The organism is Rhodoplanes sp. (assembly GCF_013377085.1).
Lineage (GTDB): Bacteria > Pseudomonadota > Alphaproteobacteria > Rhizobiales > Xanthobacteraceae > Rhodoplanes.
On the sequence record NZ_JACAAX010000024.1, the window covers coordinates 1 to 22,876 of the forward strand.

General features: G+C 68.8%; 24 protein-coding genes. 17 read left to right on the forward strand and 7 right to left on the reverse strand.

The features are described from left to right. The 12 genes from HXX10_RS16935 to HXX10_RS16990 form a co-directional block, all read left to right on the forward strand. Nucleotides 1-1,295, forward strand: a 1,295-nt coding sequence (locus HXX10_RS16935; protein WP_296523962.1) for a flagellar hook-length control protein FliK, incomplete at its 5' end; no start/stop codon positions are given. A 30-nt stretch (nt 1,296-1,325) separates the two neighbouring features. Beyond that, nucleotides 1,326-2,033 (forward strand): flagellar hook capping FlgD N-terminal domain-containing protein, encoded by a 708-nt coding sequence (locus HXX10_RS16940; RefSeq protein WP_296523963.1) that lies wholly within the window; start codon nt 1,326-1,328, stop codon nt 2,031-2,033. Between the two features lie 256 nt (nt 2,034-2,289). Then, nucleotides 2,290-2,565: a DUF1153 domain-containing protein gene (locus HXX10_RS16945; protein WP_296523964.1), complete on the forward strand. Its 276-nt coding sequence runs from the start codon at nt 2,290-2,292 to the stop codon at nt 2,563-2,565. Nucleotides 2,566-3,088: 523 nt separating this feature from the next. After that, on the forward strand, nt 3,089-4,720 hold the full coding sequence (gene fliF, locus HXX10_RS16950) for a flagellar basal-body MS-ring/collar protein FliF (protein WP_296523965.1): 1,632 nt from the start codon (nt 3,089-3,091) through the stop codon (nt 4,718-4,720). A 15-nt stretch (nt 4,721-4,735) separates the two neighbouring features. Further along, nucleotides 4,736-5,803 (forward strand): flagellar motor switch protein FliG, encoded by a 1,068-nt coding sequence (gene fliG / locus HXX10_RS16955; protein ID WP_296523966.1) that lies wholly within the window; start codon nt 4,736-4,738, stop codon nt 5,801-5,803. A 142-nt stretch (nt 5,804-5,945) separates the two neighbouring features. Then, a complete protein-coding gene (locus tag HXX10_RS16960) occupies nt 5,946-6,575 on the forward strand; it encodes a FliH/SctL family protein (RefSeq protein ID WP_296523967.1) in 630 nt (209 codons plus the stop codon). Between the two features lie 17 nt (nt 6,576-6,592). Beyond that, complete coding sequence (fliN, locus tag HXX10_RS16965) at nt 6,593-6,943, forward strand: flagellar motor switch protein FliN (protein WP_296523968.1); 351 nt, start codon at nt 6,593-6,595, stop codon at nt 6,941-6,943. A gap of 81 nt (nt 6,944-7,024) precedes the next feature. Beyond that, the gene (locus tag HXX10_RS16970; RefSeq protein ID WP_296523969.1) at nt 7,025-8,392 is read left to right on the forward strand and encodes a sigma-54-dependent Fis family transcriptional regulator; all 1,368 of its coding nucleotides are present in this window, start codon (nt 7,025-7,027) and stop codon (nt 8,390-8,392) included. Nucleotides 8,393-8,524: 132 nt separating this feature from the next. Further along, nucleotides 8,525-9,265, forward strand: a complete 741-nt coding sequence (gene minC / locus HXX10_RS16975; RefSeq protein WP_296523970.1) for a septum site-determining protein MinC — start codon at nt 8,525-8,527, stop codon at nt 9,263-9,265. Between the two features lie 21 nt (nt 9,266-9,286). After that, nucleotides 9,287-10,102, forward strand: a complete 816-nt coding sequence (gene minD, locus HXX10_RS16980) for a septum site-determining protein MinD (RefSeq protein WP_296523971.1) — start codon at nt 9,287-9,289, stop codon at nt 10,100-10,102. Further along, on the forward strand, nt 10,099-10,368 hold the full coding sequence (minE, locus tag HXX10_RS16985; RefSeq protein ID WP_296523972.1) for a cell division topological specificity factor MinE: 270 nt from the start codon (nt 10,099-10,101) through the stop codon (nt 10,366-10,368). The genes minD and minE overlap by 4 nt, the downstream gene beginning before the upstream one ends. A 208-nt stretch (nt 10,369-10,576) precedes the next feature. Further along, on the forward strand, nt 10,577-11,071 hold the full coding sequence (locus tag HXX10_RS16990) for an N-acetyltransferase (RefSeq protein ID WP_296523973.1): 495 nt from the start codon (nt 10,577-10,579) through the stop codon (nt 11,069-11,071). A 107-nt stretch (nt 11,072-11,178) separates the two neighbouring features. Here HXX10_RS16990 and HXX10_RS16995 read toward each other — a convergent pair whose 3' ends face one another. Further along, entirely contained in the window at nt 11,179-12,729 is a 1,551-nt protein-coding gene (locus HXX10_RS16995) for a 2-isopropylmalate synthase (RefSeq protein ID WP_296524042.1), read from the reverse strand. A 483-nt stretch (nt 12,730-13,212) separates the two neighbouring features. Here HXX10_RS16995 and HXX10_RS17000 point away from each other — a divergent pair, with 483 nt between their 5' ends. The 3 genes from HXX10_RS17000 (at nt 13,213) to HXX10_RS17010 (ending at nt 14,674) form a co-directional block, all read left to right on the forward strand. Beyond that, nucleotides 13,213-13,704: an SRPBCC family protein gene (locus HXX10_RS17000; RefSeq protein ID WP_296523974.1), complete on the forward strand. Its 492-nt coding sequence runs from the start codon at nt 13,213-13,215 to the stop codon at nt 13,702-13,704. Continuing rightward, a complete protein-coding gene (locus HXX10_RS17005) occupies nt 13,694-14,047 on the forward strand; it encodes a metalloregulator ArsR/SmtB family transcription factor (protein ID WP_296523975.1) in 354 nt (117 codons plus the stop codon). The genes HXX10_RS17000 and HXX10_RS17005 overlap by 11 nt, the downstream gene beginning before the upstream one ends. 168 nt (nt 14,048-14,215) lie before the next feature. Beyond that, a complete protein-coding gene (locus HXX10_RS17010; RefSeq protein WP_296523976.1) occupies nt 14,216-14,674 on the forward strand; it encodes a hypothetical protein in 459 nt (152 codons plus the stop codon). A 104-nt stretch (nt 14,675-14,778) separates the two neighbouring features. Here the strand turns inward: HXX10_RS17010 and HXX10_RS17015 are convergent, their stop codons facing one another. Genes HXX10_RS17015 through HXX10_RS17040 form a run of 6 tightly spaced genes read right to left on the reverse strand, consistent with a single transcriptional unit; the run spans nt 14,779 to nt 20,028 of the window. Next, entirely contained in the window at nt 14,779-15,816 is a 1,038-nt protein-coding gene (locus HXX10_RS17015) for a LysR family transcriptional regulator (protein WP_296523977.1), read from the reverse strand. Nucleotides 15,817-15,864: 48 nt separating this feature from the next. Then, a complete protein-coding gene (locus tag HXX10_RS17020; protein WP_296523978.1) occupies nt 15,865-16,839 on the reverse strand; it encodes a quinone oxidoreductase in 975 nt (324 codons plus the stop codon). Further along, a complete protein-coding gene (locus HXX10_RS17025) occupies nt 16,836-17,162 on the reverse strand; it encodes an NIPSNAP family protein (RefSeq protein ID WP_296523979.1) in 327 nt (108 codons plus the stop codon). The genes HXX10_RS17020 and HXX10_RS17025 overlap by 4 nt, the downstream gene beginning before the upstream one ends. A gap of 39 nt (nt 17,163-17,201) precedes the next feature. Then, nucleotides 17,202-18,170 carry an MBL fold metallo-hydrolase gene (locus HXX10_RS17030; protein WP_296523981.1) on the reverse strand — a complete coding sequence of 323 codons (969 nt, stop codon included), beginning with the start codon at nt 18,168-18,170 and terminating at the stop codon, nt 17,202-17,204. Beyond that, nucleotides 18,167-18,694: a cupin domain-containing protein gene (locus HXX10_RS17035; RefSeq protein WP_296523982.1), complete on the reverse strand. Its 528-nt coding sequence runs from the start codon at nt 18,692-18,694 to the stop codon at nt 18,167-18,169. Before HXX10_RS17035 ends, HXX10_RS17030 begins: the two co-directional genes overlap by 4 nt. Next, nucleotides 18,691-20,028: an MFS transporter gene (locus HXX10_RS17040; protein WP_296523983.1), complete on the reverse strand. Its 1,338-nt coding sequence runs from the start codon at nt 20,026-20,028 to the stop codon at nt 18,691-18,693. Before HXX10_RS17040 ends, HXX10_RS17035 begins: the two co-directional genes overlap by 4 nt. 225 nt (nt 20,029-20,253) lie before the next feature. On the opposite strand from HXX10_RS17040, the gene HXX10_RS17045 reads away from it, so the two are divergent. Both HXX10_RS17045 and HXX10_RS17050 read left to right on the forward strand, forming a co-directional pair. After that, on the forward strand, nt 20,254-20,811 hold the full coding sequence (locus HXX10_RS17045; protein WP_296523984.1) for a LemA family protein: 558 nt from the start codon (nt 20,254-20,256) through the stop codon (nt 20,809-20,811). A gap of 128 nt (nt 20,812-20,939) precedes the next feature. Further along, nucleotides 20,940-22,874 (forward strand): DUF2207 domain-containing protein, encoded by a 1,935-nt coding sequence (locus HXX10_RS17050; RefSeq protein WP_296523985.1) that lies wholly within the window; start codon nt 20,940-20,942, stop codon nt 22,872-22,874. Nucleotides 22,875-22,876 lie beyond the last annotated feature (2 nt).

A 22,876-nucleotide genomic window follows, 5' to 3' on the forward strand; every position in this document is an offset into this window, starting at 1 on the left:
GCACCACCGACGGCTCCTCGTCGGCGAGCAGTGACCAGCCGACGACCGATGCCGGCAAGACCAAGGACCAGGGGACCGACGCCGGCCAAGGCGGCGACACCAAAGGTCAGGGCGACGGCTCCACGCCGACGGATCAGACCGCGGCAACCGACGACCAAGCCGCGGCAGCGGCAGCGGCAGTTGCGGCGGCAGCCGCGGCAGCGGTCGCGACACCGGTGACCCCGGTCGCCGTGGCCGTCGCGACGCCCACCTTGCCGACGGCCGACGCCACCGCCGCCAACCCGGCGGCGACCGATGCCGTCGCGGCGGTCGGCGACGCCGGCAAGCCGGCCAAGCCCGCCACAACGGCGCCGACGGCCGCCGATCTCGCGGCCGCCACCGCGGCCTCCGGCGACACCGATGCGGCGAGCGGCCCGGCCGCCTCCGTCACCGATGCGGCGGCGACCGCCACGGCCGCCACCGACGACAAGGCCACCGCCAAGCCCGCCGCAACGACAACCCAGCAGTCCAAGGCCGCACCGACGACCAAGCCGGCCACGGCGGTCGGGACGTCCGACACGACCGCGCCGACCACTGCGACCCCGACCGAAGGCGCCGCCTCGGCGCCGACCACCGCGCCGCTGCATGCCGGCGGCCAGGCCGCCGCGGCCAGGCCGGCGAGCGAGACCGCAGGCACCAGCGAGCCGCGTCCGGATGCAAACGCCACCGCGGCGGCCACGGCCGCGGCTACGGCCGCGCCGACCACCAATCCGGCGATGCCGGCCGCCGCCGGCATGGTCCGCACCGAGGGGCTGACCATCACGGGGACGTCCGCGGCCTCCGCCACCCAGGGCGTGAGCGGACGCAGCGAGGCTTCGGACAGCGTTCCGCTTTCCGGCGTCGCCGTCGAGATCACGTCGCAGGCGCGCGCCGGCAAGCACACGTTCGAGATCAGGCTCGACCCGCCCGACCTCGGCCGCATCCATGTCCAGCTCGACGTCGACGCCAACGGCACCGTGGTGTCGCGGGTGACGGCCGACCGGGCCGACACGCTCGACCTGCTGCGGCGCGACTCGAACCAGCTCGAGCGCGCCCTGCAGGACGCCGGCCTCAAGACCGATGGCGGCACCATGCAGTTCTCGCTGCGCGACCAGGGCACCGGTCAGCAGCAGGGCGATCAGTCCGGCACCGGCCGGCTGGGCCGCCCGAATGCTGCGCAGGCAAGCGAGACGGCGCTCGACCAGGGTGCCGTGGAGCTGACCGCCACCTATGGACGCATGCTCGGCCGCAGCCGCGGCGTCGACATCCGCGTTTGACCTCTCGCTCGAACCAGAAGGTGTAGTGTCATGGCAACGGACATCCAGAGCGGAACCGGTTTCGGCGTGAAGGCCGCCGTCACCACCGGGGCCACGTCGAGCACCGGCACGAGCAGCAGCACGGCGACCGACAGCCAGTCGCTCGCCAACAACTTCCAGACCTTCCTGAAGATGCTGACGACCCAGTTGCAGAACCAGAACCCGCTCGACCCGCTGGACACCAACCAGTTCACGTCCCAGCTCGTCCAGTTCTCGCAGGTCGAGCAGCAGCTCAAGTCGAACCAGCAGCTCGAGACCCTGGTGACGCTGCAGAAGACCGCCCAGAACACCCAGGCGATCGGCTATGTCGGGACGACCGTCGCGGTCGACGGCTCTTCGGCGACGCTGCCGAGCGGCGGCACGGCGAGCTGGGACTTCACGGTCCAGAAGCCCGCGTCGGCCGCCGTCTCGATCACCAATGCATCCGGCCAGACCGTCTATTCCGGCAATTTCACCATGCAGGCCGGCCAGCAGAGCTTCAAATGGGACGGCAAAGGCAAGGACGGCACCCAATGGCCGCCCGGCTCCTACAAGATGACCGTGACGGCAGTCGACGCGGCCGGCCAGAGCGTGGCGGTCTCGACCGAGGTGCAGGGGGTGGTCGACTCCGTCGACCTGACCAAGACGCCTCCCGTGCTGACGGTCGGCGGCCAGGACTTCACCCTCGACCAGGTCAAGCGGGTCACCCGCGCCAAGTAAAAAAGAACACACATAATCGGCGCGACGGAACCGCCCGCCCGGGCCGCTCCGGACCACCGTACCGGCCGCCGCCGGCGCGGCGCATCATATTGACGTCACACGCTTTGCCGATTTCGCTGCAGCGCCCCCGAAGCCAATTCGGAGGGGCTTTTCTAACGTCGATGTTTTCCCTTTTTTTACGGACGCTTAGCCAATTTTTAAGCGGGGACCCCTATGGTGATGAGGTGTTTTCAGTTCCTGTAGCGTGAGTTCGTCCATGACAGAACCCCACCGCCCGAGGGTGAAATACGTCATCGGGCCGGACGGTAGCCCTTTGACTATCGCCGACCTTCCCGCGCCGGGCACCAAACGATGGGTGATCCGCCGCAAGGCCGAGGTCGTCGCCGCGGTTCGCGGCGGCCTCCTGTCACTGGAAGAAGCCTGCAACCGCTATACGCTGACGGTGGAAGAATTCCTGGCCTGGCAATATTCGATCGACCGCCACGGCCTCGCCGGCCTGCGCACCACTCGCCTGCAACAATACCGCCAATAATAGGCGTACCCGCCGTCCTCGCCCTCGATCCGCTCCGGAAAAATCTTTCGGAGCGGGTGGAACCAGGGCGCGAGCGGCACGTTGACTTGATGTCGGACGGGTATCTCCCCCCCAGCCCCCCATCTGTCCGACAGGCCGCCCGGTTGTGTCACCACCGGGCTGGCGAGAGGCCGCCGCCCCCCGGCGGCCTTTTCTTTTTGGGCTCCCGCATTCGAGGCGACGCGTCGAGCCGGAACGTCGAGCCGACACGCCTCGGCTCGCGGTTGCGCGGCCGGCCCTTGACGGGCGTTAACAATTTGTGCGCCGGCGCAGCCGCAACGGTATCCAGATGCCGTAAAGCTGCCTCCTTGCCGCCACAACAGCGGCGCCGAAGCAACGCCGGCGCGAATTTCGGCTGTCGGGACGGTGGTTAACCCGGGCGTTAACCAATTCGAAACCATGAACCCGGCAAAACTTGCCGGGTCGGGCGATTTTCGTCCGGCGGAATAACGGCTTGGAAGCCTCCTCCGTCCAGGGTCGACCCGTGCAAGGTCTGATCACCTTCGTGAAAACCCTCGGGCCCGCGCGCATCGCCGCGATGGGCGCGGTCACGGCCGCCCTGATCGGGTTCTTCGCCTTCGTGATCCTGCGGGTGACGGCGCCGGTGATGACGCCGCTGTTCACCGACCTGTCGCTCGAGGACTCGTCCGCCATCATCAAGGACCTGGAGCGCCAGAGCATCCCCTTCGAGATGAAGAACGAGGGCGCCGTCATCCTGGTGCCGCGCGACCGGGTCAGCCGCCTGCGCATGAAGCTCGCCGAAGGCGGCCTGCCCAAGGGCGGCGGCATCGGCTACGAGATCTTCGACAAGTCGGACGCGCTGGGCACCACCAGCTTCGTCCAGAACATCAATCACCTGCGCGCCCTCGAGGGTGAGCTCGCCCGCACCATCCGGGCGATCGATCGGGTGCAGGCGGCGCGCGTCCACCTGGTGCTGCCCGAGCGGCCGCTGTTCTCGCGCGACAAGCTCGAGCCGTCGGCCTCGATCGCCCTCAAGGTGCGGGGCCAGCTCGAGACCCAACAGGTGCGCGCCATTCGCCACCTGGTCGCCTCGGCCGTCAACGGCCTCAAGCCGGAGCGCGTCTCGGTGGTCGACGAGAGCGGCCGCCTGCTCGCCGACGGCGCCAACGACGACCCCTACGGCACCGGCGCGACCGGCGACGAGCGCAAGCTCGCCTACGAACGCAACCTGCGCGACCAGATCGAGTCGATCATCTCGTCGGTGGTCGGCCCCGGCCGCGCCCGCGTGCAGCTCACCGCCGACTTCGACTTCAACCGCGTGACCCAGACCCAGGACCGCTACGACCCCGAGGGCCGGGTGCTGCGCTCGAGCCAGACCCGCGAGGAGATGTCGTCGACCACCGACCCGCAGGGCCAGGTGAGCGTGGCGACCGAGCTGCCGGGCGCCAACGCGCAGCCCGGCGCCGGCCCGCGCGACCAGAGCAAGAAGACCGAGGAGATCAACAATTACGAGATCACCCGGATCACCGAGACCAAGGTGATCGAGGGCGGCCGGATCAACCGCGTCTCGGTCGCCGTGCTGGTCGACGGCATTTACGGCCGCAACGACAAGGGCGAGCTGGTCTACCAGGAGCGCAGCAAGGAGGAGCTCGACCGCATCGCGGCGCTGGTGCGCTCGACCATCGGCTTCGACCAGAAGCGCGGCGACCAGGTCGAGGTCGTCAATCTGCGCTTCGCCGAGACCCAGAGCATCGCCATGCCCGAGCAGACCGGCTGGCTCGGCATGCTGCAGTTCACCAAGGACGACCTCATGCGGGCGATCGAGCTCGGCGTGATGCTGCTGCTCGGCCTGGTCGTGCTGCTCTTCGTGATCCGCCCGCTGGTGCGTCGGATCATCACGCCCGAGACCTTCGCAGCCCTGACGGGCGGCACCCCGGAGACCGCGCCGGCGCTGCCCGGCGGCATTCCGATCGGCATCCCGCAAAGCGAGGAAGAGGCCAAGGCGGCATCGAGCCATACCTCCCGGATGATCGACTTCGCGCAGGTGCAGGGCAGCGTGCACGCGCAGTCGATCCAGAAGGTCGGCGAGCTCGCCGAACGCAATCCGCAGGAGACCGTCCAGATCCTGCGCCAATGGCTCCACGAGTCGACCTGATCGCGGACCCCCAGAATGAAACCGAAGAGCGACATCGAGAACGTAGTGGCCACGCTGGCAGCCCGCCAGCCGGCCGGCGGCAGCAACCGCAAGCTCACCGGGCCCGAGCGCGCCGCCGTGCTGCTGCTCGCGCTCGGCGACCAGTACGGCTCGAAGATCTGGCAGCTCCTCGACGACGACGAGCTGCGCACGCTGTCGATCGTGATGTCGACGCTGGGCACCGTGCCGGCCGAGGCGGTCGAGGGGCTGATGCTCGAATTCGTCTCGCGGTTGTCGGCCTCGGGCGCCCTGATGGGCACCTACGACGCGACCGAGCGGCTGCTGCAGCAATACCTGCCGCCCGAGCGGGTCACCGGCATCATGGACGAGATCCGCGGGCCCGCCGGCCGCAACATGTGGGAGAAGCTCTCCAACGTGCAGGAGGAGATGCTCGCCAACTACCTCAAGAACGAATACCCGCAGACCGTCGCCGTCGTGCTCTCCAAGCTCAAGCCCGAGCAGTCCGCCAAGGTGCTCGCGATCCTGCCCGAGGATGTCGGGATGGACGTGGTCAACCGCATGCTGCGGATGGAATCGGTGCAGAAGGAGGTGATCGAGCGGGTCGAGCAGACTCTGCGCACCGAGTTCATGTCGAGTCTGTCGCAGACCCGGCGCCGCGACGCCCACGAGCTGATCGCCGAGGTGTTCAACAATTTCGACCGGCAGACCGAGACGCGCTTCATGACGGCGCTCGAGGAGACCAACCGGGAGAGCTCCGAGCGCATCAAGAGCCTGATGTTCACGTTCGACGACCTGATCAAGCTCGACAACGCCTCGGCCCAGACGCTGATGCGCCACATCGACAAGGACAAGCTGGCGATCGCCCTCAAGGGCGCCTCCGAGCCGGTGCGCAACTTCTTCCTGTCCAACATGTCGACGCGCGCCGCCAAGATGCTGCAGGACGACATGAGCGCGCTCGGACCGGTGCGGCTGCGCGAGGTCGACGAGGCTCAGGCGCTGCTCGTCAATCTCGCCAAGGACCTGGCCGGCAAGGGCGAGATCATGATCACCAAGAATCGCGCCGACGAAGAGCTGGTGTACTGAGGACCGCGATGACCCGCCGCCCGCACACGACCTCGCTCCGCGCCGGCGCCGATCGCCGGAGCGACCGCGCGCACGCGGCGATCCGCAGCGCCGACGCGCAGGCGACGGCCCGCGGCAGTGCCGACGGCGCGAGGTGCGGATCATGACCGCGCCGGCCAAATTCCTGTTCGATCTCGACTTCGCGGCCCCGGCCAAGGCCAAGAGCGAGCCGACCATCTCGCCCGAAGAGCACGAGGCCGCGATCGCCGCAGCCGAGCAGCGCGGCTACCAGAAGGGGCTGGTCGCCGCCGAGGCGCAGGCCCGCACTCAGGCCGAGCGGCAGACCGCCGCCGCCTTCGACCGCATCGCCGCAGCGATCGGCATCGTCGCGGCGCAAATCCCGGCCATCACCTCGAAGCTCCAGGCCGAGGCCGTGGAGGTCGCGACCGCGATCGCCCGCAAGCTCGCTCCGGCCCTGATCGCCGAACAGCCTTTCGGCGAGGTCGGCGCCTTGATGTCGGCCTGCCTGCGCGAGCTGGTCAGCGCCCCCCATGTGGTCGTGCGGGTGAACGAAGGCCTCTACGAGCTGGCGCGCGAGCGCCTCACCGAGATGGCGCGGGCCCGCGGCTTCGAGGGTCGGCTCGTGGTGCTCGGTGACGCCGAGATCACGCCCGGCGACTGCCGGATCGAATGGGCGGACGGCGGCCTGGTGCGCGACCGCAGCGTCACCGAACAGGCGATCGACGAGGCAGTCTCGCGCTATGTCGCGGCCCGCCGCGGCGACACGGCGTAAGGTGGGAGGGACACACGATGGCGAACGATGACACGAAGGTGCCCTTCCCCAATCTCGACACCGATCACAGCATCGTCGAGCAGGATACGGACAAGCAGGAGCCGGAGGCCGCGATGCACGCGGCCCACGACCTCGAGGCGGTGTTCGACGTGCCCGTGCAGGTCTCGGCCGTGCTCGGCCGCGCCCGCATGGAGGTCGGCGAGCTCCTGAAGCTCGGCCCCGGCGCCGTGCTGGAGCTCGACCGCCGGGTCGGCGAGGCGATCGACATCTACGTCAACAACCGGCTGGTCGCCCGCGGCGAGGTCGTGCTGGTCGAGGACAAGCTCGGCGTGACCATGACGGAAATCATCAAGGCGGACCGCGGCTGATGACGCGCCACCGAACCATGCCCATTCTCGCAGCCCTTCCGGCGTTCCCGGTCGAGCGGCCCGCAGCCACGGAGTGACCCCATGCGCCTTCTGATCGTCGGTACCCTGAAAGGCCAGCTCACCGTGGCGACCAAGATCGCCATGGACAAGGGCGCGAGCGTCACCCACGCCGAGAGCACCGACCAGGCCATGGCGGTGCTGCGCTCCGGCCGCGGCGCCGACCTGATGATGGTCGACGTCGCGCTCGACATCCGCGAGCTGGTGCTGCGGCTCGAGACCGAGCACATCCACGTGCCGATCGTCGCCTGCGGCACCAGCAGCGACGCGCGCGCCGCGGTCGCCGCCATCCATGCGGGCGCCAAGGAATACATCCCGCTGCCGCCCGATCCGGAGATGATCGCCGCCGTGCTGGCGGCCGTCGCCGACGATTCGCGCGAGCTCGTCTATCGCGACCAGGCGACCGCCAACGTGGTCAAGCTCGCCCAGCAGATCGCGCCGTCCGACGCCTCGGTGCTGATCACGGGCGAGTCCGGCACCGGCAAGGAGGTGCTGGCCCGCTACGTGCATGGCCGCTCGAACCGTGCGCGCGGACCGTTCATCTCGGTCAACTGCGCGGCGATCCCGGAGCAACTCCTGGAGTCCGAGCTGTTCGGCCACGAGAAGGGCGCCTTCACGGGCGCGATCGCGCGCCGGGTCGGCAAGTTCGAGGAGGCGACCGGCGGCACCCTGCTGCTCGACGAGATCTCCGAGATGGAGGTGCGGCTGCAGGCGAAGCTCCTGCGCGCCCTGCAGGAGCGGGTGATCGACCGGGTCGGCGGCACCCGGCCGGTGCCGGTCGACATCCGGATTCTGGCGACGTCGAACCGCAACCTCGCCGAGGCGGTGCGCGACGGCACCTTCCGCGAGGATCTCCTGTTCCGGCTCAATGTCGTGAACCTGAAGATCCCGCCGCTGCGCGAGCGTCCCGGCGACATCCTCGAGCTCGCCCATCACTTCGCCCGCAAATACGCGCAGGCGAACGGCGTGCCGGTGCGGCCGCTCTCCGCCGACGCCAAGCATCAGCTCTCGATCAACCGCTGGCCCGGCAATGTGCGCGAGCTCGAGAACACCATGCATCGCGCGGTGCTGCTGGCGAGCGGCGACGAGATCGGCGCCGACGCCATCCTGACGCCCGACGGCGAGCGGCTCGACCAGGTGCGCCCGCCCGCGGTCGAGCATGCCGCGCTGGCGGCCGAAGCCGTCACCCGCGCCCTGGTCGGCCGCACCGTGGCCGATGTCGAGCGCGGCCTGATCCTGGAGACCCTCAAGCACTGCCTCGGCAACCGCACGCATGCAGCGAACATTCTCGGCATCTCGATCCGCACCCTGCGCAACAAGCTCAACGAGTACACCCACGACGGCGTGCCGGTGCCGGCGCCGCATGGCGGCGACGTCCGGATGGCTGGTTAGGAGGTCCGCGATGTGCTCCCTCGGCCATAGCGACTCAATGCTGCCACTGTTCTCGCTTCGCCTTCAGGCTGGGGCGATTCGTCCGGCGTCCATCGCCCCCGACCCGCGTCGCCGTTCCGGGAGCCGGAGGCCATGAGGACTGCCGTGAACAGTAAACCGCGTCCGCGCCCCGTGCGTTTCCGGGGCCGATCCTATATGGCGTTCGCGCTCGCGCCCGAATTGCCGGTCGCCGACTGGCTCGCCGACATCGACGGGGCGCTCGGCCGCTCGCCCGGATTCTTCGCCGGCCGCCCGGCCGTGCTCGACCTCGCCGGCCTGACGCTGGCGCCGACCGAGATCGCCGCGATGATCAAGGAGCTCGAGGCGCGCGGCATCCGCATCATGGGGCTCGAAGGGGGCGACGCCGCCGTCCTCGGTTCCGAGCTGCCGCCGCTCCTCACCAGCGGCCGCGGCGTCGCGACCAGCGAGAGCGCGCCCGAACCGGCACCCGATCCCGCACCCGAGCCGGCACCGGTGACGCGCCCGAGCCGACCGACGGCGCAGACCGGCTCGCTGACCGTCGACATGCCGGTCCGCTCCGGCCAGACCATTTATCACCCGCATGGCGACATCATCGTGCTCGGCGCCGTCTCGTCGGGCGCCGAGGTGGTCGCCGGCGGGTCGATCCACATCTATGGCGCGCTACGCGGGCGGGCCATGGCGGGCGCCAATGGGGACCGGCGCGCCCGCATCTTCTGCCGCAAGATCGAGGCCGAGCTCCTCGCCATCAGCGGCTACTACCGAACCGTGGACGATCTGGACGTCTCGCTCCGCAACCGGCCGATCCAGGCCTGGCTCGACGGCGAGACGATGCTGATTGCTGCACTCGACTGAGGCAGGGAGAAGGGACCGACAATGGCCAACGTGGTCGTGGTGACATCGGGTAAGGGCGGCGTGGGCAAGACCACCACCACCGCTGCTCTGGGGACGGCGCTGGCTCAGACCGGCCAGACCGTGGCGGTGGTCGACTTCGACGTCGGCCTGCGCAATCTCGACCTCGTGCTCGGGGCGGAGCGGCGGGTCGTCTACGACCTCATCAACGTCGTGCAGGGGGCCGCCAAGCTGCAGCAGGCGCTGATCCGCGACAAGCGGATCGAGACGCTGTGGCTGCTGCCGGCCTCGCAGACCCGCGACAAGGACGCCCTCACGGACGAGGGGGTCGCCCGCGTCATCGACGAGCTGCGCCAGCGCTTCGACTGGGTGCTGTGCGACAGCCCGGCCGGCATCGAGCGCGGCGCCCAGCTCGCCATGCGGCACGCCGATGCGGCCGTCATCGTCACCAATCCCGAGGTGTCGTCGGTGCGCGACTCCGATCGGATCATCGGCCTGCTCGACGCCAAGACCGAACGCGCCGAGCGGGGCGAGCGCATCGCCAAGCATATCCTGGTGACGCGCTTCGACCCGGCCCGTGCCGCCAGGGGCGAGATGCTCGGCATCGCCGACATCCTCGAGATCCTGTCGCTGCCGCTGCTCGGCATCATCCCGGAGAGCCAGGAGGTGCTGCGCGCCTCCAATCTCGGCACCCCGGTGGTGCTGAGCGATCCGGCGAGCGCACCGGCCCGCGCCTACACGGAGGCGGCACGCCGCCTGGAAGGCGAGGACGTCGAGATCGTCATCCCGGCGGAGAAACGTGGACTGTTCACCAAGCTGTTCGGACGGAGAGCAGCATGATGTGGAGCTGGTTCAAGCGCCGCAACTCCGCGCCGGTGGCGCGGGAGCGGCTACAAATCCTGTTGGCGCACGAGCGCTCCACGCTCGGCCGCTCGAACCTCGTCTCGGTCCTGCAGGACGAGATCCTCGCCGTCATCTCGCGGCACGTCTTCATCGATCCCGACGCCGTGCAGGTGAAGATGGATCGCGGCGCGAAGATCTCGACCCTGGAGATCGAGATCGAGATCCCCAACATGGTAGGCCCGCCGCTGGCGATGACGTATTGACGGGGCGGACGGACCGGACTTGACTCGCAAACTCGTCATGGCCGGGCTCGTCCCGGCCATCCACTTTGGCGGCCGATCGGTGATCGGACTCACCGTCATCCCGGGGCGCCGCGAAGCGGCGAGCCCGGGATCCATAACCCCTGTCTGCGAGTATGGATTCCGGGCTCGCGGACCTTCGGCCCGCGCCCCGGAACGACCACGAAGCGCCATGCTGATCCGTCCCGCGACCGACGCCGATGCCGATGCGCTATGGCGCATCCTCGAACCGGTGATCCGGGCCGGCGAGACCTATCCGCTGCCGACCGACATGAGCCGCGAGGACACGCTGGCCTACTGGCTGTCGCCGGCCCACGAGGTGCACGTCGCCGTCTACAAGGAGCGCGACCGCGAGGCCGTGCTCGGCACCTACTATCTGCGCGCCAACAATGCCGGCGGCGGCGCCCATGTGGCGAACTGCGGCTACATGGTCGCGGCCGACGCGCCCGGCCGCGGCGTCGCCCGGGCGATGTGCGCGCACTCGCTGGCACGCGCCAAGGCGCGCGGCTTTCGCGCCATGCAGTTCAACTTCGTGATCGCCTCGAACGAGCGCGCCGTGCGGCTGTGGCAGCACCTGGGTTTTTCCATCGTCGGCCGCCTGCCGGGTGCGTTCGCGCATCCGACCCAAGGCTATGTCGATGCGCTGGTGATGTTCAGAGAGTTGTAGGCGGACTCGTGCACCGAAGAATGCAGCGCAGCGTCGGCCTCCTTCACCTCTCCCCGCGTGCGGGGAGAGGTGAAGGAGGCGCTTCGTGAGACGATATCAGCTCCGTCTTACGGCGTCGCCGTCATCGCCTCGGGCTTGGTGCGCTGGCGCTTGATCACCAGCTTGTTCAGCGCGCCGAGATAGGCCTTCGCCGAGGCGACCAGGGTGTCCGGATCGGCGCCCTTGGCCGTGACGGTCTTGTCGGCCTCGGAGAGACGCACCGACACCTCGGCCTGGGCATCGGTGCCCTGGGTGACGGCGTGCACCTGGTAGAGCTCGAGGTTCGCCTCGTTCGGGACCAGGGCCTTGATGCAGTTGAACACCGCGTCGACCGGGCCGTTGCCCTCGCACTCCTCGATCGCGGTGCGGCCGTCGATGTCGAGCTTCATGGTGGCGCGCTGCGGCCCGCGGGTGCCGGCGATCACCGACAGCGACACCAGCTTGATGCGGTCCTGCGCGGTGGCGATCTCCTCGTCGACCAGCGCCTCGATGTCCTCGTCGTAGACGTGCTTCTTGCGGTCGGCCAGCGCCTTGAAGCGGATGAAGGCGTCCTCGAGCTGATTGGAGGCCAGTTGATAGCCGAGCTCCTCCAGCTTGTGCACGAAAGCGTGGCGACCCGAATGCTTGCCCATCACCAGCGAGGTCTGCTTCACGCCGACGCTCTCGGGCGTCATGATCTCGTAGGTCTGGGTGTGCTTGAGCATGCCGTCCTGATGGATGCCGGACTCGTGCGCGAAGGCGTTGCGGCCGACGATCGCCTTGTTGTACTGCACCGGGAACGAGGTGACGGCGGAGACCAGCTTCGAGGCGCGGGTGATGCGGGTGGCGTCGATGCCGGTCCAGTAGGGCAGCACGTCGTTCCTGACCTTCATGGCCATCACGACCTCTTCCAGCGCGGCGTTGCCGGCGCGCTCGCCGATGCCGTTGATGGTGCACTCGATCTGCCGCGCGCCGCCGCGCACGCCGGCGAGCGAGTTCGCCACCGCCATGCCGAGATCGTCGTGGCAGTGCACCGAGAAGCGCGCCTGATCGGAATTCGGCACCCGCTCGCGCACCATCTTGAACAGCGAGAAATACTCCTCCGGCGTGGTGTAGCCGACCGTGTCGGGGATGTTGATGGTCGTCGCGCCGGCCTTGATGGCGGCCTCGACGCAGCGGCACAGGAAGTCGGGCTCGGTGCGGGTGCCGTCCTCGCAGGACCACTCGACGTCGTCCGTGTAGTTGCGGGCGCGCGTCACCTGCGCGACCACCATCTCGAACACCTTGTCGGGCTCCATCTGCAGCTTCCACTTCATGTGGACCGGCGAGGTGGAGATGAAGGTGTGGATGCGGCCGCGCCGCGCCGGCTTGATCGCCTCGGCGCAGCGGTCGATGTCCTTGAAGGCGGCGCGGGCGAGCCCGCACACGACGGCGTTCTTGGTCCGCTGGGCGATCTCGTTGACGGCCTGAAAATCGCCCTCCGAGGCGATCGGGAAGCCGGCCTCGATGATGTCGACGCCCATCTGGTCGAGGCTTTCGGCGACCTCGAGCTTCTCCTCGTGCGTCATGGTGGCGCCGGGAGACTGCTCGCCGTCGCGCAGCGTCGTGTCGAAGATGACGACGCGGTCCTTCTCGGACATCGGGTGCGCGGTCGCGGGGTGCGCGGAGGTCGGGTGCGCGGTCATGGAAAGAAATCCTTCTCGAAGAGCATGCGCCGCTTCAGGGCGCGTCCGGGGTTCCAACTCGGGTCCCCTGAGCGCCCAGGCGCGTCGCGCCCTGCCGGCCCTCAGGGGCAGCTAAGGAGAAGGAGCAGGCCGGAGATCAGGGCAGCCGCGGACGGGGCCGAAACGGCCCTTCCGAAAAGCGCGCGATCATGGCGGCGCGGCGACATGCCCAAAAGTCCTCTGTTGCGCGTCACGGTGACGGACGTTCGTTAACGCGGCGTTGACCGGCGACGCAACGGCGCCCTTTTAACGTGCGTCGCCGGCGAGAGCAAGCTGGGCCCCGCTCGCCGTCACGCCGGCTTCTCGGAGCCGCCGTCTCGTTCGACGATCAAAACGCAACAATATGGTTGCGCTTTTTGTCCGGTCCGGCTATGCCTATTCGCAACCAGGAGGTTGCGTATGTCCACACCCCTCAGCACGACCGACCGCATCGAGAAGACCATCGAGATCGCCGCGCCGGTGTCGCGCGTCTGGCGGGCGCTGATCGACCACGAGGCGTTCGGCGCCTGGTTCCGGGTGAAGCTCGACGGGCCTTTCGTGGTCGGCGCGTTCTCGCGCGGCCACGTCACCTATCCGGGCTACGAGCACGTGCGCTGGACCGCACAGGTGCGCGCCATCGAACCTGAGCGCCGCTTCGCCTTCGCCTGGCACCCCTACGCCATCGACCCCGGCCAGGACTACAGCGGCGAGGAGCCGACCTTGGTCGAGTTCACGCTGGAGCCGATCGCGACCGGCACCCGGCTGACCGTGGTGGAATCGGGATTCGACAAGGTGCCGGCCCATCGCCGCGACGAGGCCTTCCGGATGAACGACCGCGGCTGGGGCATGCAGGTGGAGAACATCGCGCGCTACGTCGCCGAGACGGTGGGGAGCGACGGTCATGTCCGGTAACGCGACGGCGGCGCAGTCGCCCGGCGACGTCCTCGCGGCCCGGGCCGCGGTGTTCGCCGCCCTCGGCGACGAGACGCGGCTCTCGGTGCTGGGCCGGCTCGCCCGTGGCGAGCCGTTGTCGATCGCCAGCCTGACGGCCAGCACGCCGCTGACCCGGCAAGCCGTGACCAAGCACCTGAAGGTGCTCGAAGGCGCCGGCATCGTGACCAGCCGGCGGGTCGGTCGCGAGAGCCGGTTCGTGCTGGTGCGACAGCCCATCGACGACGCCCGCGACGGCCTGGCCGACATCTCGCGCCAGTGGGACGACGCGCTCGCGCGCCTCAAGGCCTTCGTCGAGCGATAGGACCGGACCGCGGCGGCGAGGCACGGCGCCCTTCACCATCCGGCCGGGAGGGCCCCGCCTTCCATTTACGCCTTCCGACTCACGCTGTATCGTTGTCTTGTCAGGCGTGTTGTAAGCTGACTAGGACAACCTCGTTCAGCCCCCCTTCAGGGGTGGAGGGTTAAACAAATGAATTATTGGGTTTTCGCATTCGCCGCCGCCCTCGTGGTGGTCATCGGCTATGCCGCCGGCCCCCTCGGAGCCGCCATTGCTCTGCTTGCCTTCGCGATCACGCTGTTCCTGCTTTGGTCCCACAAGCTCGGGTTCCTGGGAGCGTGGACGAAGTTCGGCCTCGACCGGTTCACCGCCCCCTTCCTCGAGGGCGACAACTACGACCGGCTCACCCCGATCTTCAGCGACGGCGAGAAGCTCGGGAAGGCCTGCACGGTCGCGGTGGTGCTGATCGCACTGTCGCTGGTCCTGCCGGGCTACCAAGTGGGCATCTTGGTCGCCGCCGTCGCGGCTTGGTACCTCTACCAGATCCGTCGCGCCAACGCGCCGGTCAAGACGAACACGGTCGAGCTGCCGGCCCCCAAGGGCGGCGCCTTCAAGCCGGCCGAAACCCGCGCCGAGGTTCGGGCCAACTAGCATCGTTCGATCGAGAGGCGGCCGGGTGCTCCGTGCCGCCTCTCGATCGTCGCGCTGCGGCCGACGCCGGGGGCGTGCCCCGCCCCGCGCGTCCAATCCTGTCCTCAGCCCCGCGCCGCAGTCGCGGACGAGCGGTGCTTCGGCTTGCCGTGCTTGGTCCCGCTGCGCGTCGCCTTGCCGCGCTGCGGCCCGCCGTGCAACGAGAGCACGTCCGAGAGCGCTTCGAGGGCGACCTTCTTGGCCAGCGTCGGCGGACGCTGCATCGATGTCACCAAGGCCAGTCGCGGCCCCACGGTGGGATCGACGATCGGGCAACTCTGCAGTCGTCCTTCCTTGATCTGGCCGCGCAGGAGTGTCGCCGGCAGGGCCGTGTATCCGACCCCGGCCTTGACCAGTTCCAACAATGTCGCGACGCCGCTGATCTCGGCTTCGACCCGCAGCACGATACCCGCCGCGCGGGCAGCATCCTCGACCAGCGCCCGCAAGCGGTGCGGCGCCGGCGGCAGCAGCAGGGGCATGCCCGCCAGCATTCGCGCCGGCAGGCCGGTGCGGATCGACTCGAGACTGCCCGGTAGACCAACGATATGGATCTCGTCGTCGAGGACGTGCTCGACTAAAAGGGTCGTGATGCTCGGCGCGTTGAACACGAGCGCGATATCGCTGACGCCGGCGCTCAGCCAGTCGAGCGAATCCGCCGCATACCCTTCCCGGATGTGCACCGAGATCAGCGGATAGTCGGCTCGCATCCGCTTGAGAAAATCAATCGCCACCAAGTCGCCGAACAGCGGCGGCATGGCGATATCGACCACGCCCGCGGCAACGTCGCCGAGTGCGGCGACACCGTCGCGCGTCTCTGCGAGTTGCCGCAGGATCGTCCGGCCGTGCGCCAGCAGTTGCTCGCCGGCCGGCGTGGGGCTGACGCCCCGCCCGTGCCGATGCAGAAGCACGACCTGGAGGTCCTGCTCCAGGCCGCGGATCGCGCGGCTGATGATCGGCTGTCCCACCGACAGCGCCGCGGCGGCGCGCGTAAAGCTGCCGCTGCCGGCCACGTGGACGAAATAGTACAGTGGCCGCAGATCCAGACTCGACGCGTTCAGCTTCGGCTCGCCCACGGTCCACTCGCCGTTCGACGTGCCGATCATAGCGAGCGCGCTCCGGCCGTCAAAGCGGCCACGCGGACGGGTGGATCGTCACGGCACCAGGATGGTCGCGGCCGTGGTGCGGCGCTCCTCCAGGGCTCGGTGTGCCGCGGCAGCGTCCTTCAGGGCGAAACGCTGCCCGGTGGGGAACGTCAGCGTGCCATCGGTCACGAGGCCGAACAGCTCCTGCGCCGCGGCACGGTAGGCGCCCGTCTCGCCCATATAGTGTCCGAAGCTCGGCCGGGTGACGAACAGCGAGCCCTTGGCGAGAAGGAGACGCAGGTCGAGCGGCGGCGTCTCGCCCGACGCGACGCCGAACGAGACCAGCATGCCCTTCGGCCGCAGGCAGTCGAGCGAGTCCGCGAACGTGTCCTTGCCCACCGAGTCGTAAACGACATGGGCCTTGGCCCCGCCAGTGGCGCGCAGCAGTGCTTCCGGCACGTTGTCGCGCGTGTAGACGATCGGAAACCGGCACCCGTGCTCGGCGGCGACGGCTGCCTTCGCCTCGCTGCCGACCGTGCCGATCACGGTGGCACCGAGGTGACGCGCCCACTGGCACATGAGGAGCCCGACCTTGCCGGCGGCGGCGTGGATCAGCACGACGTCGTCGGACGCGACCCGGTACACGTCGCGCAGCAGGAAGCGGGCCGTGAGTCCCGAGAACAGGCCGGACGCCGCCTGCTCGTCGCCGATCGCGTCGGGAAGGCGCAGGGCACGCGCCGCATCGAGGACCCGATGCTCGCTGTAGGCCCCGGGCGCACCGCCCGCATAGGCGACACGGTCGCCGACCTTCAGTCCGTCGACGCCGGCGCCGACCGAGACGACGACGCCGACGCCCTCGACCCCCGGCGTGGCCGGAAGTGGCAGCGGATAGACGCCGGTACGATGATAGACGTCGATATAGTTGACGCCGATCGCCGTGTGCCGGATGCCCACCTGCCCCGGCCCGGGCTCCACCACATCCGTTTCGGTCCAGATCAGAACCTCCGGACCGCCGGTCCGCTCCATGCGCATCGCCCGGCTCATACGTGTACGCCTCCGACGGGAGAGAACGGCGCCGCCGTCATCAGGATCGACTCCTGCGAGAGGACGAGCGGCAATGCGAGCGGCAGGTATTTTTCGATCCACTCGGGGTCCTGCCACCAGTGCTCACGGGCGACGCTGCGTTGCTCGAGGCTCTCGAACTCCCAGACATGGACGACGCGGTTGAGGCGTCCGCCCTCGACCACCCAATAGCCGACGAGCTTGCAGTAGCGGCTGACGATCGGAAGCCCAACCTCACTGAACTGCTGCACGTATCGGGCGGTGGCCCCGACCTTCAACTCGTAGGTTCGCATCTCGTAGATCATGATCGCGTTCCGGTTCAAGCGGGTGTGTCTAGGCGAGGATCAGCCGTGTGCCGTCTGCGGCACGCGGCGCGGAACGATGTTCGACGCATCAGGCACATGCGGCGCAGCCGGCCGTGCGGGCACAGCCGACCGCGGTCCGGTATGCACCGCGTAACCGTCGCCCTGCCGCACGATCCGCCAGCCGTCGAGGCCAAAGGCGTGCGCCGGATAGACGATCGCCTCCGTCGTGGCCACGGTCTCCATCAGGCCGCGTCGGGTGGCCCGCGCCGCATCCGGATACTCGCACCAGCGACTGTTGATGTCCGGATACTGCACCTGCATGGGCGAATGCAGGACGTCGGCGGAAAAGATGCAGTGCTCGCCGGCGTGGCGGAACGACAGCGTCACCTGGCCGATGGTGTGACCCGGTGCGGCGGTCGGCAGCAGGCAGCCCGCGACCTCCTCGCCGGGCGCGAAGAACCGCAGCAGCCCGGCCTCGGCGATCGGCAGCACGCTGTCCACGAACGGCCCGTCGTGCACGCCGAGCGTTCCCGTATCGTGACGCGACTTGAAATCAGTCCAATCGTCCGCCGGCGCCAGATAGATCGCATTCGGGAAGGTCGGGACCCACCGGTCGCCGTCGCGGCACGTATCCCAGCCGACATGGTCGCCGTGCAGATGCGTGTGGACCACGTGGGTGACCTTGTCGGGCGGCGCGCCGACGGCCGCCAGCCAATCCAGCACCGGCGTATTGATCATGTTCTGATGCGGCGAGATGCGTGTCTTGCCGTTGCCGACGCCGGTATCGATCAGGATGATGCGATCCTGTGCTTTGAGCACCACCACCTGCATGGTGAACACGAGCCGATTGGTGCTCGCCACCCAGTAATCCGGCAGCAGCCAAGACGCATTGGCGTCGAAGGCCGAGCGCGGCATGCCCGGCAGCATCCATTCGAGATCGTGCGTCGGTCCGGTGAACTCGACGATCTGGATGAGCTCGACGTCGCCGAACTTGCGGGATCTCATCATGACAGCACCTCGGACCCTGCTGCTGCCCGGTCGCGCGCGAGCACCCGCTCCTCGACGCTCGCCGTGTCGTGTGTGCTCGGCCATTCCGAGCCGATCGCCGTCACGCTCAGGGCAGCACCATCCTCCACCAGGGCGACGGCGGTATCGACGACGCCGGGGTCGCCGACCAGAGGCGGCGCATGGGTCTCCAGCAGAACGCATGGGCCCGTGCCCTTCACCAGAGACCAGTGGACCGCATTGCGGGGGACCCGGAAAACATCGCCTTTCCGGGCGAGAAACCCGTCGTCGCCGACGAAGACGTAGAGCTCGCCTTGGAGCACGTAATTGAGCTGCTCGGCGTCGTGCGTATGCGGCCTGGAATGGTAGCCGGGCTGGCGGGTGGCGACGAGCAGGCTCATGTCCGACCCGTAGGCGATCTGGGCCCCGATCGAACCACCCGACAGGTACTTCGCAGGAACGAGCACGGTTTCGGGGATGTCGGAGAGACGGACGCACAGGGGCGAGGCTCGGCCCGTGACGGTCATCGGACGTGCTCCTTGTCGAGCATCAGCGGGATGCGGGATGTCATGACGGAGAGGACGAGACCGACCATTCCGACGAGAAGCGCGAACCAGGCGACCGCCTGCCTCCCGTAGGAGAGGACGATCCACGCCATGATGGTCGGAGCCGCCGCGGAGATGACGATCCCGACATTGTAGCCGAAGCCGAAGCCGGTCAGCCTCAGCTCGGTCGGGAACGGGGCGGCGGAGAGCAGCGGGACCACGCCGGCGGTCGCCATCAGGACCGAGAAGCCGAGGTACCACCAGATCAGCACGCCCGGCGTGGCGGCGATCGACTCGAGCTGCTGGAAGAACGCGAACAGCGCCACACCGAGCGCAGTGGCCCCCAGCCCGAGCACGAGTCCGTAACCAACCTTGTCCGCGACCCGGCCCCAGAGAGGGCACAGAGCCGAGGCAACCAACAGGGCCGTAGCATTCGCCGTGAAAACACTCGCACGGTCGAAGCCGTAATTCGCCGCCAGGAAGGTCGGCATATAGAAATAGAGGATGATGATCATGGTGCCGAGATAGCTGGCGAGCCCGGCCACGTAGGCCATCCGGCCGGGACACATCCGGATCGCGTCGCGGAACGGCGATGCCTTGGCCAGGTCACGGCGGGCGTGCAGTGCCTTGAACAGCGGTGTCTCGTCGAGCGAACGCCGCAGATAGACCGATACGAGACCGAACACACCACCGACGACGAAGGGGATACGCCACCCCCACGCCTCGAGATCGGCCGGGGAGAGCAGGTTGGCCAGCACCGCCCCCGAGGCCGCGCCGAAAAAGAATCCGAGCCAGGTCGAGCCCAGCAACCAGCCGTTCGCCGTCGCCAGCCGCGCGACCGGCACGTGCTCGGAAACGAACACCGACGCGCCCGCGAACTCACCGGCGATCGCCACCCCCTGCACCAGTCTCAGCACCAGGAGGAGGATGGGCGCGAGGATGCCGATCTGGGCATAGGTCGGCATCAGGCCGATCAGGGTGGTCGGGACCGCCATGATGAAGATGGTGATCACGAACATCCGCTTGCGGCCGAACTTGTCGCCCAGATGCCCGATGATCGCGCCCGAGACAGGCCGCAGCAGAAAGCCGAGCGAATAGAGTGCGAAGGCGTGGAACGTCTTCACCGCATCCGGAAGATCGGGCGGAAAGAACAGCTTGGCGATCACGACGGTGAAGAAGCCGAACACCATGAACTCGTAGAACTCGAGAAACGACCCCAACGACGCGAGCGCGAGGTTCTTCTTCTGCTCGCGGGTCAATCCGGCGCCGACGGCTTTGGTCGGCGATGCAGGAATCTCGATCGTGACACCCGACATGGCAACCTCCCGGGTCTGCCGCATGTGTTGGTCGCGGCCGGTTCCGTCATGGCACTTTCGGTGCCGCACACCCACGCTCGATCGTCTCATAACAGTTATGTTGCAGACCCGGCGGGCGGCGCGGATTTGGTCGGCCGGGACGCTGCCGCTAAACTACCCTCCACGAATCGCCCGTCCTCTCCCACGCCCGGCGCCGCCCCGGTCCGGGCCAGCATGCGAGACGCCATGGCGCCGGAATGGATCGGCCTCGTCCTGGTAGCGGCCCTGCTCGGCTGTGCGGGCTTTCTGTTCAACAGGCTGGTGCGGCTGAACAACCTCGCCCGCGAGGCATGGAGCGGCATCGACGTGCAGCTCCGCCGACGCACCGACCTGGTTCCAAATCTGGTCGCCGCCGTGAAGGCCTATGCGGCGCACGAGCGCGGCCTGTTCGAGGATTTGGCCGCCCGGCGCTCGGTGAGCGTCGCCGCCGACACGGTGCCGGCCCAGGCCGCCGCCGAGCGCGCCTTGCAGGGCTCGCTCGGCCGGCTGTTCGCGCTCGCCGAAGCCTATCCGGACCTGAAAGCCGACCAGAACTTCCGCAAGCTCCAGGATCAGCTCGCCGAGATCGAGGATCAGCTCCAGATGGCGCGGCGCTACTACAACGGCACGGTGCGCGACCTGAACGTCGCGGTGCAGTCGGTGCCGGACGTGATCGTCGCCCGCCTCGCCGGTTTTGCGCCGAAGCCGTTCTTCGAGATCGACGAGGGCGAAGGCGCCGCACCGCACGTGGAGTTCTCGCGATGACGGGCGCCGGGTCGTTCGTTGGCGCGATTTTCGGCGGCGATGGGTCGGCCCCGAATTCCGCTCGTCCCCGCGAAAGCGGGGACCCAGGGCGACACGGCAAGCGGCCCTGGATTCCCGCGTTCGCGGGAATGAGCGGAGTGTGGGTCGAGCTCGGCCGGACATGTTCCGGCGCCGCGCTCGCCCTCGCCGTCCTGGTCGCCGCGGTCGTAGTGGGTCTGGTGCCGGCCCACGCGCAGGAGCGCATCCTGTCCTTCGTCAGCGACGTGACGGTCGAGCGCAACGGCGACCTCGCCGTCACCGAGACGATCCGGGTGGAGGCCGAGGGCCGCGATATCCGCCGCGGCATTCTTCGCGATTTCCCGACCATCTATACGCGGCCGAACGGCACCCGCGTCGAGGTCGGCTTCGACGTGCTCGGCGTCGAGCGCGACGGCCGGACCGAGCCGTTCGCCCGCGAGGTGCTGACGAACGGCGTGCGGCTGCGCATCGGCAGCGCCGACACGCTGCTGCGCAGCGGGCCGCACACCTATGTGATCCGCTATCGCACCACCCGGCAGATCGGCTTCTTCGACGATGTCGACGAGCTGTACTGGAACGCCACCGGCACCGGCTGGACATTCGGGATCGACGTCGCCGAGGCGCGCATCACGCTGCCCGAGGCGGTGCCGTTCCGCCGCTCGGCGCTCTACACCGGCCCGCAGGGCGCGACCGGCCGCGACGCGACCGTGATCGAGCAGCAGCCCGGCCGCATCGTGTTCCGCACCACGCGGCCACTGCCGCCGCGCAATGGGCTCACGGTCGCGACGGCGTGGCAGAAGGGCGTCGTCGCGCCGCCGACCGACACGCAAAAGCTCGGCTGGTGGCTGACCGACAATCTCGCGCTCGTCGCCGCACTCGCCGGCGGTATCGCGCTGCTCGGCTATTATCTGCTTGCTTGGCTGAAGGTCGGACGCGATCCGCCACGCGGCACCATCATCCCGCTGTTCGGCCCGCCCGAAGGGTTCACGGCGGCGGGCGTGCGCTATGTCTGGCGGATGGGCTTCGACGACCGCACCTTTGCCGCCGCGATCGTCGATCTCGGGGTGCGCGGCCATCTGACGGTCGCGGATGTCGGCAAGATCACCCGCGTTTCGCCGCACCACGGCGGCCGTCCCCTGCCCGCCCCCGAGCGCGCCGTGACGCAGAAGCTTTTCGCGGCCGGCGCCGTCACGCTGGAGCAGGAGAATCACGAGCGCATCGCCGCCGCCAAGTCGGCCCTGCAGCAGGGGCTCGACGCCGCCTATCGGGGCGTGCTGTTCCGGCCCAACACCGGCTGGGCCGTGGTCGGCACGCTCGGCTGGATCGCCCTTGTCGCGGCCATCGCGGTCACGACCTTCGTCACCCGCGGCGACAATTTCGGCGGACCCGTGCTGATCGGCATGCTGTTCGGCTCGGTCGGCACCTTCGCCGGCACGCTCCTGTTGCGCGGCTTCGTCCAGGGCCAGGTCAAGCTGCCGACATTCATCGTCGGCGCCATCTTCTTCCTGGTGTTCGGCGGCCTCGGCACGATGGCGCTCACCACTTCGGCCGACACGCTGATCGACGCCGTACCCGGGCTGGTGCCGGTCGCCCTGGCGCCGGTGGTCGCGCTGGCCTTCTCGCTCCTCAAGGCGCCGACCCGGCAGGGCCGCGTGGTGATGGATCAGATCGCCGGCTTCCGCCAGTATCTCGGCACGGCCGAGGAGGATCGTCTCGAATACCTGACCCCGCCCGAGAAGACGCCGGAGCTGTTCGAGAAGTTCCTGCCCTATGCGATCGCGCTCGATGTCGAGAACACCTGGGCGACGCGCTTCGCCGGCGTGCTGGCGGCGGCCGGCGTCGGCGCCGCCGCCGCGACGGCCTGGTATTCGAGCGACCGCGGATACGACGATCCGGTCGGCTGGACCGACAAGCTCGGCAGCGGCCTCACCGACACGGTCGCCTCGTCCTCGACGGCACCCGGATCGAGCAGCGGCTCCTCGGGCAGCGACGGCGGCGGCTCCTCGGGCGGCGGCGGCGGAGGCGGCGGCGGCTCGGGCTGGTGAGC